A 13,568-nucleotide genomic window follows, 5' to 3' on the forward strand; every position below is an offset into this window, starting at 1 on the left:
CGGCTTCGGACAGATCCTGATACGTCCGGTTCCTCCGGTATGAGAGTAAGGCCGTGTGCTCCTGACTGCGCGTCGTGCGCGGTGCGGTACGGCGTGCTCCGACGGGGTCAGCGGGGCGGGCCGGGCACCCCGGGGAACCAGCTGGTCCGGGTGGGCAGGGTGGCGCAGATCACGCCCAGCACCGAGCCGCCGAACAGCCAGGCCAGCGAGGTGGCGTTGGACCACAGCACGTTGTCGCCCTCCGGCCGGGGCACGATCAGCAGCAGCATCGCCAGGAACCAGCCGGCCACGGGCATGCCCGCGCCGAGCCGGGTGCCGGTGACCCGCAGCCCGCCGTAGAAGGTGGCGCAGCTCGCGGCGAGTGCCAGCAGGACTCCCACGGGCGGCCACAGGGCCTGCACAAAGGATCCGCACACCGACACCGCGATGCCCAGCAGGAAGAACAGGACATACGCCGCGATCCGGGCGGCGCGCGGGGGTTGGGGCTCGGCCAGCCGCTCGTCGCGGGTGCCGAGGACGGTCGCCGGGATCGAACGGTGCGGTGGCCGGTCGGCGGTCTTGCTCATCGGGTGTCCTCCCCGGTGCTCGCGGCCGCGTCGTCGAGGCCGGCGAACAGGTCGTCCTCCGGCTCGCCGGGCCCGGCCTGGCCGTGCGCCAACTGGTAGTACTCGGTGGCGAGCAGCGGCTGGCCGAGGTCGTTGGAGAGCGCGAAGAAGGCGCCGTCCACGGTGATCTGGGTGGCGTGCGCGGCCATCGCGGCCGCCTTGCGCCCGGCGTATCGGGCGCCGTCCAGCACGGTGGTGACCACCTCGTCGGCGACCACGCCGGGGACGTCGGACGGCCGAGCGACGCCCGGGAAGGACGCCTTGGCGGCGGTCTCGGCGAGCCCGGCCTCGATCACCGAGCGGGGCATCCGGTTCCAGTACACCTTGGCGATCCGCCAGGCCGGGCCCAGCTCGGGGCGGTGCGCCGGGTCGGCGGCCAGCTCGTACGCGCGCACCGCGACCCGGTGCGCCTGGATGTGGTCCGGGTGGCCGTAACCGCCGTCCTCGTCGTACGTGACCAGCACCTGCGGCCGCACCTCGCGGATCACCGCGACCAGGTGGCCGGCCGCCTCGTCCACGTCCGCCCGCCAGAAGCAGCCGGGCACGTCGTTGTCGGGCACGCCCATCATCCCGGAGTCGCGGTAGCGCCCCGGGCCGCCGAGGAAGCGGAAGTCGGTGACGCCCAGGGCGGCCATCGCCTCGGTGAGCTCGCCGATCCGGTACGCGCCGAGGGTGTCCTCCCGATCGGCCGTCAGATGGGCCAGCTCCGGGGGGATCACCTCGCCGCCCTCGCCGAGGGTGCAGGTCACCAGCGTGACCCGGGCGCCCTCGGCGGCGTACCGGGCCATGGTTGCGCCGTTGCCGATCGACTCGTCGTCGGGGTGCGCGTGCACCAGGAGGAGTCGGCGGCCGGTAGTCGCGGTCATGGGAGGAAGCCTAACCACCGGCCGGGTGACCCTAGAGCTTCAGGCCGTTGATCATCCCGGCGAGGTTGCTGGTGACCTGGCTGATCGACGGTGCGATCGAGCTGGACGCCAGGTAGAAGCCGAGCAGCGCGCAGACGATCGCGTGCGCCAGCTTCAGGCCGGAGCGGCGGATCAGCACCACCACGATGACCAGCATCAGCACGGCGGCGGAGATGTTCATGGCCATGTCGGCTCACACCCCTTCTCGGGCGCGCCGCCCCGGGAGGGCGGCGGTGGGACGGTGCGGGACTGGGGCTGCGGGTGGCCGGGGCCCGGGACGGGGCCGACGACCACCTGCCCGACAAGTCATACCCGATGGGTAAGGGGAGCATTACATTCAGTGAGTCCCGGCGTGCCGGGGTGCGGCGGCGCCCGCGGGGCGCCCGGGCCGGTCGGAGGCCGTTTGGGCCCCTTTGGGGCGCCCTCGGGGGTGATGCTCCGAACGAGTGATCACCAGCCTCCCGGCAGCGGCAGTTCGGCGTCGTAGGGTCTGGTGCCATGACCTCCCACACCCCTGCGGACACCTTCCCCCGGCAGTACGCGCGGACCCTGCGCTACACCGTCGGCGCGCCCCGCTCCTTCTCCGTCGCACCGGACGGCTCGCGGGTCGTCTTCCTCCGCTCGCGCTCCGGCAACGACCGGGCCAACCTGCTCTGGAGCCTCGACACGGCCACCGGCGAGGAGCGGATCGCCGCCGACCCGGCGGTCCTGCTCGGCGGCGGCGAGGAGGACCTCTCCCCGGCCGAGAAGGCCCGCCGGGAGCGCAGCCGCGAGAGCTCGGCCGGCATCGTCGGCTACGCCCTGGACGCGACCGGCGCGCTGGCCGCCTTCGCCCTCTCCGGCCGGCTCTTCACGGCCGACCTCGCCACCGGCGCCACCACCGAACTGCCCGCCCGCGGCCCGCTGCTGGACCCGCGCCCGGCGCCGGACGGCTCCTGCGTCGCGTACGCCAACACGGCCGGCGAGCTGCGGCTGACCCGGGCCGACGGCAGCGGCGACCGGGTGCTCGCCGAGCCGGACGGCCCGAACGTCACCTGGGGCCAGGCCGAGTTCATCGCCCAGGAGGAGATGGACCGCGCCCGCGGCTTCTGGTGGTCCCCGGAGAGCGACCGGCTGCTGGTCGAGCGCGCCGACGACAGCCCGGTGGGCCGCTGGTGGATCGCCGACCCGGCCAACCCGGACCGCGAGCCCGCCGAGATCGCCTACCCGGCGGCCGGCACCGCCAACGCCGAGGTCGGCCTCTGGGTGCTCGACCTGCACGGCGGGCGCACCGAGGTGGTCTGGGACCGCGCGGCCTTCCCCTACCTCGGCCGGGTGCACTGGTCGAAGGGCGGCGTGCCGCTGCTGCAGGTGCAGTCCCGCGACCAGCGCCGCCAGCGGATCCTCGGCCTGGACGTGACCACCGGCGCCACCGAGGTGCTGCACGAGGAGGAGGACGCGGCCTGGCTGGAGCTGTTCGGGGGCGTCCCGGCGTGGACCCCGGGCGGCGAGCTGGTGCGGATCAGCGACGAGGGAGGGGTGCGGGCGCTGGTCGTCGGCGACCGGACCGTCACCGGGGCCGACCTGCACGTCAGGTCCGTCGTCGCCGTCACCGAGGACGAGGTGTTCTTCAGCGCCTCCGGCGGCGCCGCCGAGACCGACCCCGAGCCCGGCTGGATCGCCGTCGGCCGGATCAGCCACGACGGCAAGCGGCTCGGCTGGGAGTCCGCCAACGGGCGGCCGTTCACCTCGGTGACCAGCGCCGTGCACGGCGGCGGGATCACCGTCCGGGCCACCGCCGAGCCCGACCTGCCCGGCACCCTGGTCCAGGTCGCCCGCGACCTGCCCGAGGGCCTGGTGGTCGACGACGTCGCGACCGTCGCCTCCTACGCCGAGACCCCGGCCATCACCGCCCGTCCGGTCTTCCGCTTCGCCGGCGAGCGCCGCATCCCGGCCGCCGTCTTCCTGCCCACCGGCTACGACCGGGAGCGCGACGGCCTGCTGCCCGTCCTGATGGACCCGTACGGCGGCCCGCACGGGCAGCGCGTCGTCCAGGCGCACAACCCGCACCTCAACTCGCAGTGGTTCGCCGACCAGGGCTTCGCGGTGGTCGTCGCCGACGGGCGCGGCACCCCGGGGCGCGGGCCGGCCTGGGAGAAGTCGATCGCCTTCGACTTCGCCGGGGCCACCCTGGACGACCAGGTCGAGGCGCTGCGGGCGCTCGCCGGGGAGTTCCCGCTGGACCTCGGCCGGGTCGCCATCCGCGGCTGGTCGTACGGCGGCTACCTCTCCGCCCTGGCCGTGCTACGCCGCCCGGACGTGTTCCACGCGGCGGTTTCCGGCGCGCCGGTGACCGACTGGGCGCTGTACGACACCCACTACACCGAGCGCTACCTGGGCGACCCGGCCGAGCGGCCCGAGGTGTACGCGGGCAACTCGCTCAGCGGGTACGCGGCCGGGCTGGAGCGCCCGCTGATGATCATCCACGGGCTGGCCGACGACAACGTGGTGGCCGCGCACACCCTGCGGCTCTCCTCGGCGCTGCTCGCCGCCGGGCGCCCGCACACCGTGCTGCCGCTGTCCGGCGTCACCCACATGACCCCGCAGGAGGAGGTCGCGGAGAACCTGCTGCTGCTCCAAGTCGACTTCGTGAAGCGCTCGCTGGGGCTGTAGGACCCTCCTGACCAGCACGTTCGGCGGCCGGTACCCGTGACCTCGGTACCGGCCGCCGGCATGACATCCGTCATGTCGAAGGCACGACGGCGGACACTGCCGCCGCGAACCGCCCGCGCGGGACCCTGAGGTGGTGCGAACAGCACCGGACGCGACAGCACCAGGGAAGAGGAGCCGGGCGATGGACACCGAGGTGGCCGCCTTCCGCGGCGTGGGAAAGAGCTACGGGCGGGTACGCGCCGTGGACGGACTGGACCTCGTGCTGCGGCCGGGCGAGACCGTCGCCCTGCTCGGCCCGAACGGCGCCGGCAAGTCCACCAGCCTGGACCTGCTGCTCGGGCTGCGCGAGCCCGACCAGGGCGGGGTGACGCTCTTCGGCGGCACCCCGCGGGCGGCGATCGAGGCCGGCCGGGTCGGCGCGATGCTGCAGAGCGGCGGGCTGATGTCCGACGTCAAGGTGCGCGAGATCGTCCGGCTCGCCTGCGACGTGCACCCGCGCGGCCGGTCGGTCACCGAGGTGCTGGCCGACGCCGGGATCACCGAGCTCGCGGAGCGCCGGGTCGACAAGCTGTCCGGGGGCCAGGAGCAGCGGGTCCGCTTCGCCCTGGCGATCGCGGGCGACAACGACCTGATCGTGCTGGACGAGCCCACCACCGGCATGGACGTCAGCGTCCGGCAGTCGTTCTGGGCGAGCATGCGGGCGCAGGCCGACGCCGGGCGCACGGTGCTGTTCGCCACCCACTACCTGGAGGAGGCCGACTCGATCGCCGACCGCGTCCTGGTGCTGCACCGGGGCCGGCTGATCGCCGACGGCAGCTCCGCCGAGATCAAGGCCCGGGCCGGCGCCCGCCGGATCGCCTTCGAGCTCCACGACGGGGACCTCCCGGACACCGGGCGGTTCGACGAAGGCCTGCTGCGCACCCTGCCGGGCGTGCGGTCGCTGGACGTCACCGCGCGGGTCCCCGGGGTGCGGACGGTGCGGATCCGGACCTCGGACGCCGACGCGAGCGTCGCCGGGCTCTACCGGGCGGGCCTCTACCCGCGCGGGCTGGAGGTCACCGGCGTGGGCCTGGAGCAGGCCTTCCTGACCATCACCGGAGAGCTGGACCGGAACGACGCGGCCCTGGAGAGTGCGCGATGACCACCCTGATCACGCTGGAGATCCTGCGGACCCTCCGCAACCGGCGCTACCTGTTCTTCACCGTGGCCTACCCGGCGCTGATGTACGTCTTCTTCATCCACGCCTACGGGGCCGCCAACCAGGCGGGCGGGTTGCCGGTGAAGACGTACTTCATGGTCTCGATGGCCACCTTCGGCGCGGTCGGCGCGGTGCTGACCGGCAGTGCGCAGCGGATCTCGCTGGAGCGCAAGAGCGGCTGGACCCGGCAGCTGCGGCTGACCGCGCTGCCCGGCCGGGCCTACACCATGGGCAAGATCGCGGCGAGCGCGGTCACCACGCTGCCGGCGATCCTGGTGGTCTTCGCGGCCGGCGCGGCCCAGGGCGTCTCGCTCACCGCGGCGCAGTGGGCCGGGCTGGTCGTCGCGCTGTGGCTGGGCAGCTTCGTCTTCGCGGCGCTCGGGGTGGCGCTCGGGTACGCGGCGGCGCCGGACGCGGTGCAGCCGATCGTGATGATCGTCTACATGGCGATGGCGCTGCTCGGCGGTACCTGGTTCCCGGTGAGCGGCTCGCTGGAGAAGTTCGCCCGGCTCAACCCGGTGTACCTGTACAACCACCTGGCCACCTTCACCCGGCCCGGGCAGTCCCTGGACACCGTCGCGGTCGCCGGACTGGGCGCCTTCCTGGTGGTGTTCGTGGTCGCCGCCGCGGCCCTGTACCGCCGCGACACCCGGCAGGCATGATGATCGACATGAGTGACACGCGCCAGGTCCACGGCCCCGACGAACACCCGGACGCGGGCCCGGCGCGTGCCTCGTTCATGAACGTCCCCGGCTCCCCGGTGGAGACCAGGCGGCAGCTGCTGGTCAAGGTCACCTGGATGCTGCTCTGGATGATCTACCTGGCCTACCCGGTGAGCCGGCTGCTGAACGGCGTGCACAGCACGGGCGCCCTGGTGCTCGGCTGGAGCTGCCTGGCCTTCTTCGTGGCCGGCTACGTGCTGCTGGTGATCTTCCGCTCCACCGAGGGAATGCGGCCGCGCGCCTGTCAGGTGGTCGTCGCGATGATGGTGGTACTCGCGATCGCCTGCGCCTTCGTGCTCGGCGAAGCCTTCCTGACCCTGTTCATCTACACCTCGGTGTGCGTCGCGATCGTCACCCCGGCGCGGTACGCGCTGCGCGCCCTGGCCGGCATGGCCGCGCTGATCACCGCCGTCGGCCTGCTGATCCACGCGGGCATGGACAACATCGCCACCTTCGCGCTCAGCGGGTTCCTCTCCGGCGTCGCGATGACCGGCCTGCAGCGGCTGGTCGCCACCATGAGGGAGCTGCGCGAGGCCCGGGCCGCCGTCGCGCACCTGGCCGCCTCCGAGGAGCGGCTGCGGCTCGCCCGCGACCTGCACGACCTGCTCGGGCACTCGCTCTCGCTGATCACGCTGAAGAGCGAGCTGGCCGGGCGGTTCATGGACGCCGGCAAGGACGAGGCGGCGCGGGCGCAGGTCGCCGACATCGAGCAGGTCGCCCGGCAGTCGCTGATCGACGTCCGGGAGGCGGTGACCGGCTTCCGCCGTCCGACCCTGCCGGTCGAACTCGCCGCCGCCCGCACCGCGTTGGCCGCCGCACAGGTCCGACTGGAGGCCGCGCCGGAGCTGGTGGACAGCTGGCCGGGGCTGGCCAACGAGGAGGCGGGCGCGCTGGCCTGGGCGCTGCGCGAGGCCGTCACCAACGTGGTCCGGCACGGCGAGGGCGCCACCGTCTGCACGGTCACGGCGGACGAGAGCTGGGAGGCGAGCGGCGAGCGCTACGCCGTACTGGAGATCGTCGACGACGGGCAGGGGCCGGGCAAGTCCCAGCCGGGGAACGGGCTGTCCGGGCTGGACGAGCGGCTGGCGCTGGTCGGCGGACGGCTGGAGACCGGACCGGGGGAGCGCGGCAGGGGCTTCCGGGTCCGGGCCTCGGTGCCGCTGAGGACGGTCGCCGCCCCGGAGCCCGAGGCCGGCTCCTCGCCGAAGGCCGGGCCGCGGTGAACCGGTACGGGTGAACGCCGGGGCCGGCCGCCTCCCGTGAGGGGAACTCGTGGACCCGTACCGATCGTCGTTCGGGACATGCCCACTGTTCTCGTTCTCGGCTTCGACCCGCACACCATCCCCGGCATGGACGGCGACGGCATGCGGGCCGTCCTCGACGCCGAACTCGCCCGCTTCGCCGACCACGGCATCGACGCCGCGATGACCCTGCTGGCCCCCGACGACACCGCCGAGCCCGCCGTCGTGGCGGCGCTCTCCTCCCGCCCCTGGGACGTCGTCGTCATCGGCGGCGGCATCCGCAAGCCGGAGCCCGCCCTGGTGTTCTTCGAGCAGGTCGTCAACCTGGTCCGCCGGCACGCCCCCGGGGCCGCCATCGCCTTCAACAGCAGTGGCGCGGACAGCGTCGAGGCCGCCCGACGGCACCTCTGAACGGGCCCTACGGCACCAGGTCGCGGCGGTAGGCGAGGGCCGGGCGGTCGTCGAGCAGGAACTCGTGCCCGAAGCGGAAGCCGTTGCGGGCCAGGACGGTCTGCGAGGCGGGGTTGTCCACGGTGGTGACCGCGGTCAGGGCGCGGAGCCCGTAGCCGTCGGCCGCGAGCCGGCAGACCTCCGCGACCGCGGCCGTGGCGATCCCGCGCCCGGCGGCGGACGCGGCGATCCGGTAGCCGACCTCGGCGGAGCCGTCGACGAGGTCGACCAGGTTGACCCGGCCGACGAGTTCCCCGTCCGCGTCCCGGACGACGTGGAACCGGCAGGTGCCCGCGGCCTGTTCGGCGAGCAGCGCGGCGTGGCGGGCGGGGAACTCGGCGAAGTAGGCGTCGCCGCGGTCCGGGACGCTGCGCGCGAAGTACGCGCGGTTGGCGCGCTCGAAGGCCAGCAGGGCCTCGGCGTGGTCGGGACGGAGGGGTTCCAGGCTCAGCATCCCGTCAGTCTGGCCCGCAGGGCCTCGGAGAACCACGCGAATACGTCCCGCAGGCCCTCCGGGACCGGCCAGCCGTTGACGGTCGCCAGCAGCTGCCAGTAGCGCTCGGCGCGCGGGTCGTCGGCCGCCCCGAGGCGGTCGAGCAGCCACCGCCGCAGCTCCTCGTCGTCCGGGCGCCCGAAGGTCTCGGCGTACGCGGCGGACAGGCGCGCGACGACCGGGTCGGCCCCGGGGGAGGCGGGGGCGATCCCGGCGGCCAGCGCGGCGCGGACCTCGGAGGTCACGGTCTCGGTCAGGGCGTGGTGCAGGCCCGTGCGGTCCCCGTCCGCCCGCTCCGCGGCCTGGTGCTCGGCCATCTTCCGCACGGCCGCGCGGAAGTCCCGGTCCTGGACGAGTTCGCCCAGCTCGACCCAGGCCTCGACCTGCTCCGGCCGCGGCTCGTCCGGCAGTTCGGGCATCGCCGAGCGCATCATGGCGACGAACTCGGGGTTGGCGTCCAGTCCGCCGAACACCTCGTCGATGAAGTCGTGGACGAGGCGCCGGCGTTCGGCGTCCGAGAGCTTGGCGAGCTTGTGCATGAGTCTCATCTCCTCAGGGGTGGAACCGCGTTGGGCGACGGCCAGCAGCACCGCCCGGCGCAGCCGCAGGGTGCGGATCTGCACCTCCAGCGCCTCGGCGTGCGCGGCGGCGACCTCGGGCAGCGGGGCCTCCCGCTCCAGCACCCGGCGGATCGCGGGCAGGTCGAGGCCGAGCTCGCGCAGGGTGCGCACCAGGTCGAGCCGGGCGAGTGCGCGGACGTCGTACAGCCGGTAGCCGGCCGGGGTGCGGCCGGTCGGCGGGACGAGGCCGGTGTCGGCGTAGAACCGGATGGTCTTGACCGTGAGCCCGGTGCGCCGGGCGAGGTCGCCGATCGAGTAGCGGATGCCGTCCGCGGGGCTGCCGTCCATGGGGACCACTGTGGACTCTCCCCTTACCGGAGACTCAAGCCCGTTGCCCTCTAAGGTCATGGCCATGAACGACACTGACAACGGGGCCCCGATCCGCGTGCTGCTGGCCGAGGATCAGGGGATGGTCCGGGAGGCGCTGGCCGCGCTGCTCGGGCTGGAGGGGGACATCGACGTCGTCGCGCAGGTCGGGCGGGGGGACGAGGTGGTGGCGGCGGTGCTGGCCAACGACGTGCGGGTCGCCGTGCTGGACATCGAGATGCCGGGGATGACGGGCATCGACGCGGCCGCCGAGCTGCGCCGGGCGGCGCCGGGCACCAAGGTGGTCATCGCGACGACCTTCGGCCGGCCCGGTTACCTGCGCCGGGCGATGGAGTCCGGCGCGGACGCCTTCCTGGTGAAGGACGCGCCCGCCTCCGAGCTGGCCGAGGCGATCCGCCGGGTGCTGCGCGGCGAGCGGGTGATCGACCCGGCGCTGGCGGCGGCCGCGCTGGCCGAGGGCGCCAACCCGCTGACCGCGCGCGAGCGGGACGTGCTGGGCGCGGCCGCCGACGGCGCGGTGAACGCGGACATCGCCGAGCGGCTGCACCTGTCCGAGGGGACGGTCCGCAACTACCTGTCGATGGCGATCCAGAAGACCGAGGCCCGCAACCGCACCGAGGCGGTCCGGATCGCCCGCGAGAAGGGCTGGCTGTAGCCGCCACGCCCAGTCCGCCCAGTCCGTCCTGTCCGCCCAGTCGCGCTCAGTTGAGCCGGTGCCGGGCCGCCCGGGCCTCCTGCCGGACCTTGGCGGCCCCGTCCGGGTCGAAGGCGTCCAGGATCTGCGCGTAGGCGTCCATCTCCGCCGAGCCGCCGAGGAAGTCCCCGGTGCGGACGAGGAGTTCGGCCCGCTCCAGGCGGAGCTGGGCCGGGTGCCGGGGCAGCAGCAGGGCGAGTTCGGTGGCCCAGAGCTGGGTGCGGGCGTGCTCGGGGCGGTCGGCGGCCCAGGCGCGGATGTTGCCGAGCACCCGCAGGACGATGTCCAGCGGCTGCGCCGGGGTGAGCAGCGCGGGCGTGAAGTCGTGCCCGGAGGCGGCGACCAGGCGCTCGACGTCCCCGGGGTCGAGCAGCCGCCCGCCGTGGAACGGGTCGGCCAGTACGTAGTCCTCGCCGCCGGCCGGCCCGCCGACGGCGACGATGAAGTGGCCGGGCAGCGCGATGCCGTGGACGGTGAGCCCGGCCCGCTGCCCGACCGCCGTCCACACCAGCGAGAGCATGATCGGCAGCCCCCGGCGGCGCCGCAGCACCTCGGGCAGCAGCGAGGACTCCAGCCGCCGGTAGTCCGCCTGCCGCCCGTGGAAGCGCTCCCGCCCGCCGAGGACGGCCGCGAGCAGCGCGGCGGTCTCCTCCGGTCCGGCGGGCGCGCGCTCCGCGACGGCCACCCGGACGGCGGCCGCGTGCCGCTCCAGCGCGGCCTCGCAGGCGGCGAGCAGGGCGTCCGGGCTGGGGGGTTCGCCGGGGTCGTCGGGGTCGAGCGCCGGGCCGTGTTCGGCGGCGGCGAGCAGGCAGAGCAGCACCGGGTCGGGGTGCTCGGCGCGGGCGGCGGTCCGGAAGCGGTCTCTGCTCTGCTCGGTCACGGTGACGGCGACGGCTTTCGTACGGCGGGCGGACAAACGGGCAAGACGAACGGGCGGGCTGCTACCCCTGGGGAAGCAGGGCGTAGTGGTAAGTGTGACTGGTCGTGAAGCCGAGTCCGTCATAGAGCGCGATCGCCCCGGTGTTCTCCGCCTCGACCTGCAGGTAGCCGCCGCTCGCCCCCTCCTCGGCCGCCCGCGAGGCGAGCACCGCCATGACCGCCGTCGCCAGTCCGGCCCGCCGGGCGTGCGGCTGCACCTCTATGGCGCCGAAGCAGGCCCAGGGCCCCTCGATGACGCAGCGTCCGATGGCCAGCGGCGGCTGCCCGGGCGCTCCCGGCACGGTGGCGAACCAGACCGACGGCCCGCCGTGCAGGACCTGCCGGGCGGCCTCCTCGACCGCCGGATCCCCGCTCACCCGCCGGTACAGCGACAGCCAGGCCGCGTCGGCCGTCCGCGCCAGCCGTACCCGGTCGTGCCCGCGGCCGGTCCGGGCGAGCCCGGCCAGCGGGGCGGTGCGGACCAGTGTGGGCGCGTACCCGGCGCCCAGCCGGTCGAGTTCGGCGCGCAGCTCCTCCGGGGACCCGGGGGTGATCACCTCGACGTACGAGGGCAGTCCGCGCTCCGCGTACCAGGCGCGGACGGCCGCCAGCGCCCGCGGCAGCGGCATCCCCGGGTCCCCGAGGGCCTGGACGGAGTTGGCCCGCCGGGTGAACCCGGCCGAGGCGCGCAGCGTCCACTCGCCGAGCGGCTCCTGTTCGACGGCCGGCCAGCCGCGCCCCGCGATCCGCTGCAGTTCGACCGGCGAGGTGACCGGCAGCGGAGCGCGCCGGGCGGGAAACGGCGGCACGACCTTGCCTGCGACCAGCAGCTTCTCCGGCAAGAAGACCGGGTCCCCGGACCGGGGCACGACCGTCAACCCATGATCGTCCCACGATGTGAGCACGCCGATCGAATCCCGGAACACCGGCCGGTCGTCCACGAACTCGGAGAGGCGCCGGACGGACACGCGAAGTCCCACGTCAGAGCGGTCTATCCGGACCTCTGGACGGCCGTCCACCGGGTTGCCTGGCGTCATCTGGCCACCTCCTGTGCATTTGCGGTCTCCGACCCGCGATACTAGGGGCGGGCATCGACGACGCCGCGCTCACCGCGCACGCGAGCAGAACAGAACGGGCCACCAGGCCCTTCCGAGGAGGAAAGACAGCGTGACTTACGTCATCGCGCAGCCTTGTGTCGACGTGAAGGACAAGGCGTGCATCGAAGAGTGCCCGGTTGACTGCATCTACGAGGGCGAGCGATCGCTCTACATCCACCCGGATGAGTGTGTCGACTGTGGCGCGTGTGAGCCGGTCTGCCCGGTCGAGGCGATCTTCTACGAGGACGACACTCCGGAGGAGTGGAAGGACTACTACAAGGCCAACGTCGAGTTCTTCGACGACCTGGGTTCGCCCGGCGGCGCCTCGAAGCTGGGCCTGATCGAGCGCGACCACCCGTTCATCGCCGCTCTGCCGCCGCAGAACGCCGACCACTGACGATCGGTGGCATCGAAGCTGTGAGCATCGACAGCACGCGCGCGCCGTTCCCGGGCCACCCGGGGGCGGCGCGCCGCGTTTCCGACCTCCTGCCGGTCTTCCCCTGGGACAAGCTGGAGCCGTACAAGGCGACCGCCGTGGCCCACCCGGGCGGCCTCTGCGACTTCTCCGTCGGCACCCCGGTGGACCCGGTCCCCGAGCTGATCCAGAAGGCGCTGGCCGCGCACACCGACACGCCCGGCTACCCGACCGTCTGGGGCCCGCTGGAGCTGCGCGAGGCGATCGCCGGCTGGCTGCACCGCCGCGTCGGCGCCGGGATCGGCCCGCAGGCCGTCCTGCCGACCGTCGGCTCCAAGGAGCTGGTGGCCTGGCTGCCGACCCAGCTCGGCCTCGGCCCCGGCGACCAGGTCGCCTACCCGCGCCTGGCCTACCCGACGTACGAGGTGGGCGCGCGGCTGTGCGGTGCCGAACCGGTCGAGTACGACTCGGTGGACGAGCTGGACGGCTCCCGGGTGCGCCTGATCTGGGTGAACTCGCCGTCCAACCCGACCGGCCGGGTGCTGGGCGCGGACGAACTGCGCCGTACGGTCGAGTGGGCCCGCGAGCACCGGGCGCTGCTGGTCAGCGACGAGTGCTACCTGGAGCTGGGCTGGGAGGCCGACCCGGTCTCCGTCCTGCACCCCGACGTGTGCGGGGGGAGCCACGAGGGCCTGCTGGCCGTCCACTCGCTCTCCAAGCGCTCCAACCTGGCGGGTTACCGCGCCTCCTTCGTCGCGGGCGACCCGGTGGTCGTCCGGGAGCTCCTGGAGGTGCGCAAGCACGGCGGCATGATCGTGCCCGCCCCGGTCCAGGCGGCGACCGTCGCCGCACTCGCGGACGACGCGCACGTGGCCGAGCAGCGCGAGCGGTACGCGGCCCGGCGCTCGGCGCTGCGGGCGGCGCTGGAGGCCTACGGCTTCCGGATCGAGCACTCGGAGGCGAGCCTCTACCTGTGGGCGACCCAGGACCGTCCGTGCTGGGAGACCGTCGCCGAACTGGCCGGACTGGGCATCCTGGTGGCGCCCGGTGACTTCTACGGGCCGGCCGGCGACCGCTTCGTCCGGGTGGCGTTCACCGCGACCGACGAGCGGGTCGCCGCGGCCGTGGAGCGGCTGCGCGCGGCGCGCTGAGCGGACGTCGAAGGGCCGGCGTTCCGAGGAGGAACACCGGCCCTTCGGCATGCGGCACGGCCCGTGCGGGCCGGTGTCCG

The 13,568-nt window shown here is 74.1% G+C and carries 15 protein-coding genes; 8 read left to right on the forward strand and 7 right to left on the reverse strand.

The genetic code is table 11. From position 1 onward, the window contains the following. Window positions 1–107: 107 nt before the first annotated feature. From IE332_RS10850 to IE332_RS10860, 3 genes are read right to left on the reverse strand one after another with little or no spacing between them, the layout of a single operon-like run. Complete coding sequence (locus IE332_RS10850; protein WP_229928510.1) at window positions 108–566, reverse strand: DUF6113 family protein; 459 nt, start codon at window positions 564–566, stop codon at window positions 108–110. Then, window positions 563–1,471 carry an N-acetyl-1-D-myo-inositol-2-amino-2-deoxy-alpha-D-glucopyranoside deacetylase gene (mshB, locus tag IE332_RS10855; RefSeq protein ID WP_189915580.1) on the reverse strand — a complete coding sequence of 303 codons (909 nt, stop codon included), beginning with the start codon at window positions 1,469–1,471 and terminating at the stop codon, window positions 563–565. Before mshB ends, IE332_RS10850 begins: the two co-directional genes overlap by 4 nt. A 31-nt stretch (window positions 1,472–1,502) precedes the next feature. Further along, entirely contained in the window at window positions 1,503–1,697 is a 195-nt protein-coding gene (locus IE332_RS10860; RefSeq protein WP_030062563.1) for a DUF2304 family protein, read from the reverse strand. A 311-nt stretch (window positions 1,698–2,008) separates the two neighbouring features. Between IE332_RS10860 and IE332_RS10865 the strand changes: the two genes are divergently transcribed. The 5 genes from IE332_RS10865 to IE332_RS10885 all read left to right on the forward strand — a co-directional run bounded on the left by IE332_RS10865 (window position 2,009) and on the right by IE332_RS10885 (window position 7,734). Further along, window positions 2,009–4,162 (forward strand): S9 family peptidase, encoded by a 2,154-nt coding sequence (locus tag IE332_RS10865; protein WP_189915581.1) that lies wholly within the window; start codon window positions 2,009–2,011, stop codon window positions 4,160–4,162. A gap of 181 nt (window positions 4,163–4,343) precedes the next feature. Next, complete coding sequence (locus tag IE332_RS10870; protein WP_189915582.1) at window positions 4,344–5,303, forward strand: ABC transporter ATP-binding protein; 960 nt, start codon at window positions 4,344–4,346, stop codon at window positions 5,301–5,303. Next, complete coding sequence (locus IE332_RS10875) at window positions 5,300–6,022, forward strand: ABC transporter permease (protein WP_189915583.1); 723 nt, start codon at window positions 5,300–5,302, stop codon at window positions 6,020–6,022. Before IE332_RS10870 ends, IE332_RS10875 begins: the two co-directional genes overlap by 4 nt. An 8-nt stretch (window positions 6,023–6,030) precedes the next feature. Next, window positions 6,031–7,305, forward strand: a complete 1,275-nt coding sequence (locus IE332_RS10880; protein ID WP_189915584.1) for a sensor histidine kinase — start codon at window positions 6,031–6,033, stop codon at window positions 7,303–7,305. 78 nt (window positions 7,306–7,383) lie between these two features. After that, window positions 7,384–7,734: a hypothetical protein gene (locus tag IE332_RS10885; RefSeq protein WP_189915585.1), complete on the forward strand. Its 351-nt coding sequence runs from the start codon at window positions 7,384–7,386 to the stop codon at window positions 7,732–7,734. 7 nt (window positions 7,735–7,741) lie between these two features. Here the strand turns inward: IE332_RS10885 and IE332_RS10890 are convergent, their stop codons facing one another. Beyond that, complete coding sequence (locus IE332_RS10890; RefSeq protein WP_189915586.1) at window positions 7,742–8,227, reverse strand: GNAT family N-acetyltransferase; 486 nt, start codon at window positions 8,225–8,227, stop codon at window positions 7,742–7,744. Continuing rightward, window positions 8,221–9,174 carry a MerR family transcriptional regulator gene (locus tag IE332_RS10895; protein WP_189915587.1) on the reverse strand — a complete coding sequence of 318 codons (954 nt, stop codon included), beginning with the start codon at window positions 9,172–9,174 and terminating at the stop codon, window positions 8,221–8,223. The genes IE332_RS10890 and IE332_RS10895 overlap by 7 nt, the downstream gene beginning before the upstream one ends. 64 nt (window positions 9,175–9,238) lie before the next feature. Between IE332_RS10895 and IE332_RS10900 the strand changes: the two genes are divergently transcribed. Further along, a complete protein-coding gene (locus IE332_RS10900; protein ID WP_189915588.1) occupies window positions 9,239–9,868 on the forward strand; it encodes a response regulator transcription factor in 630 nt (209 codons plus the stop codon). A gap of 46 nt (window positions 9,869–9,914) precedes the next feature. On the opposite strand, the gene IE332_RS10905 is transcribed toward IE332_RS10900, so the two are convergent. Both IE332_RS10905 and IE332_RS10910 read right to left on the reverse strand, forming a co-directional pair. After that, window positions 9,915–10,787: a transglutaminase family protein gene (locus IE332_RS10905; RefSeq protein WP_229928544.1), complete on the reverse strand. Its 873-nt coding sequence runs from the start codon at window positions 10,785–10,787 to the stop codon at window positions 9,915–9,917. 61 nt (window positions 10,788–10,848) lie between these two features. Then, window positions 10,849–11,862, reverse strand: coding sequence for a GNAT family N-acetyltransferase (locus IE332_RS10910; RefSeq protein ID WP_189915590.1), 1,014 nt, complete (start codon window positions 11,860–11,862; stop codon window positions 10,849–10,851). Window positions 11,863–11,992: 130 nt separating this feature from the next. Here IE332_RS10910 and fdxA point away from each other — a divergent pair, with 130 nt between their 5' ends. Continuing rightward, a complete protein-coding gene (gene fdxA / locus IE332_RS10915; RefSeq protein ID WP_030061559.1) occupies window positions 11,993–12,319 on the forward strand; it encodes a ferredoxin in 327 nt (108 codons plus the stop codon). 26 nt (window positions 12,320–12,345) lie between these two features. Beyond that, a complete protein-coding gene (dapC, locus tag IE332_RS10920; protein ID WP_308437557.1) occupies window positions 12,346–13,488 on the forward strand; it encodes a succinyldiaminopimelate transaminase in 1,143 nt (380 codons plus the stop codon). Window positions 13,489–13,568 lie beyond the last annotated feature (80 nt).

Origin of the sequence: Kitasatospora xanthocidica, from assembly GCF_014656195.1 — a bacterium.
Lineage (GTDB): Bacteria > Actinomycetota > Actinomycetes > Streptomycetales > Streptomycetaceae > Kitasatospora > Kitasatospora xanthocidica.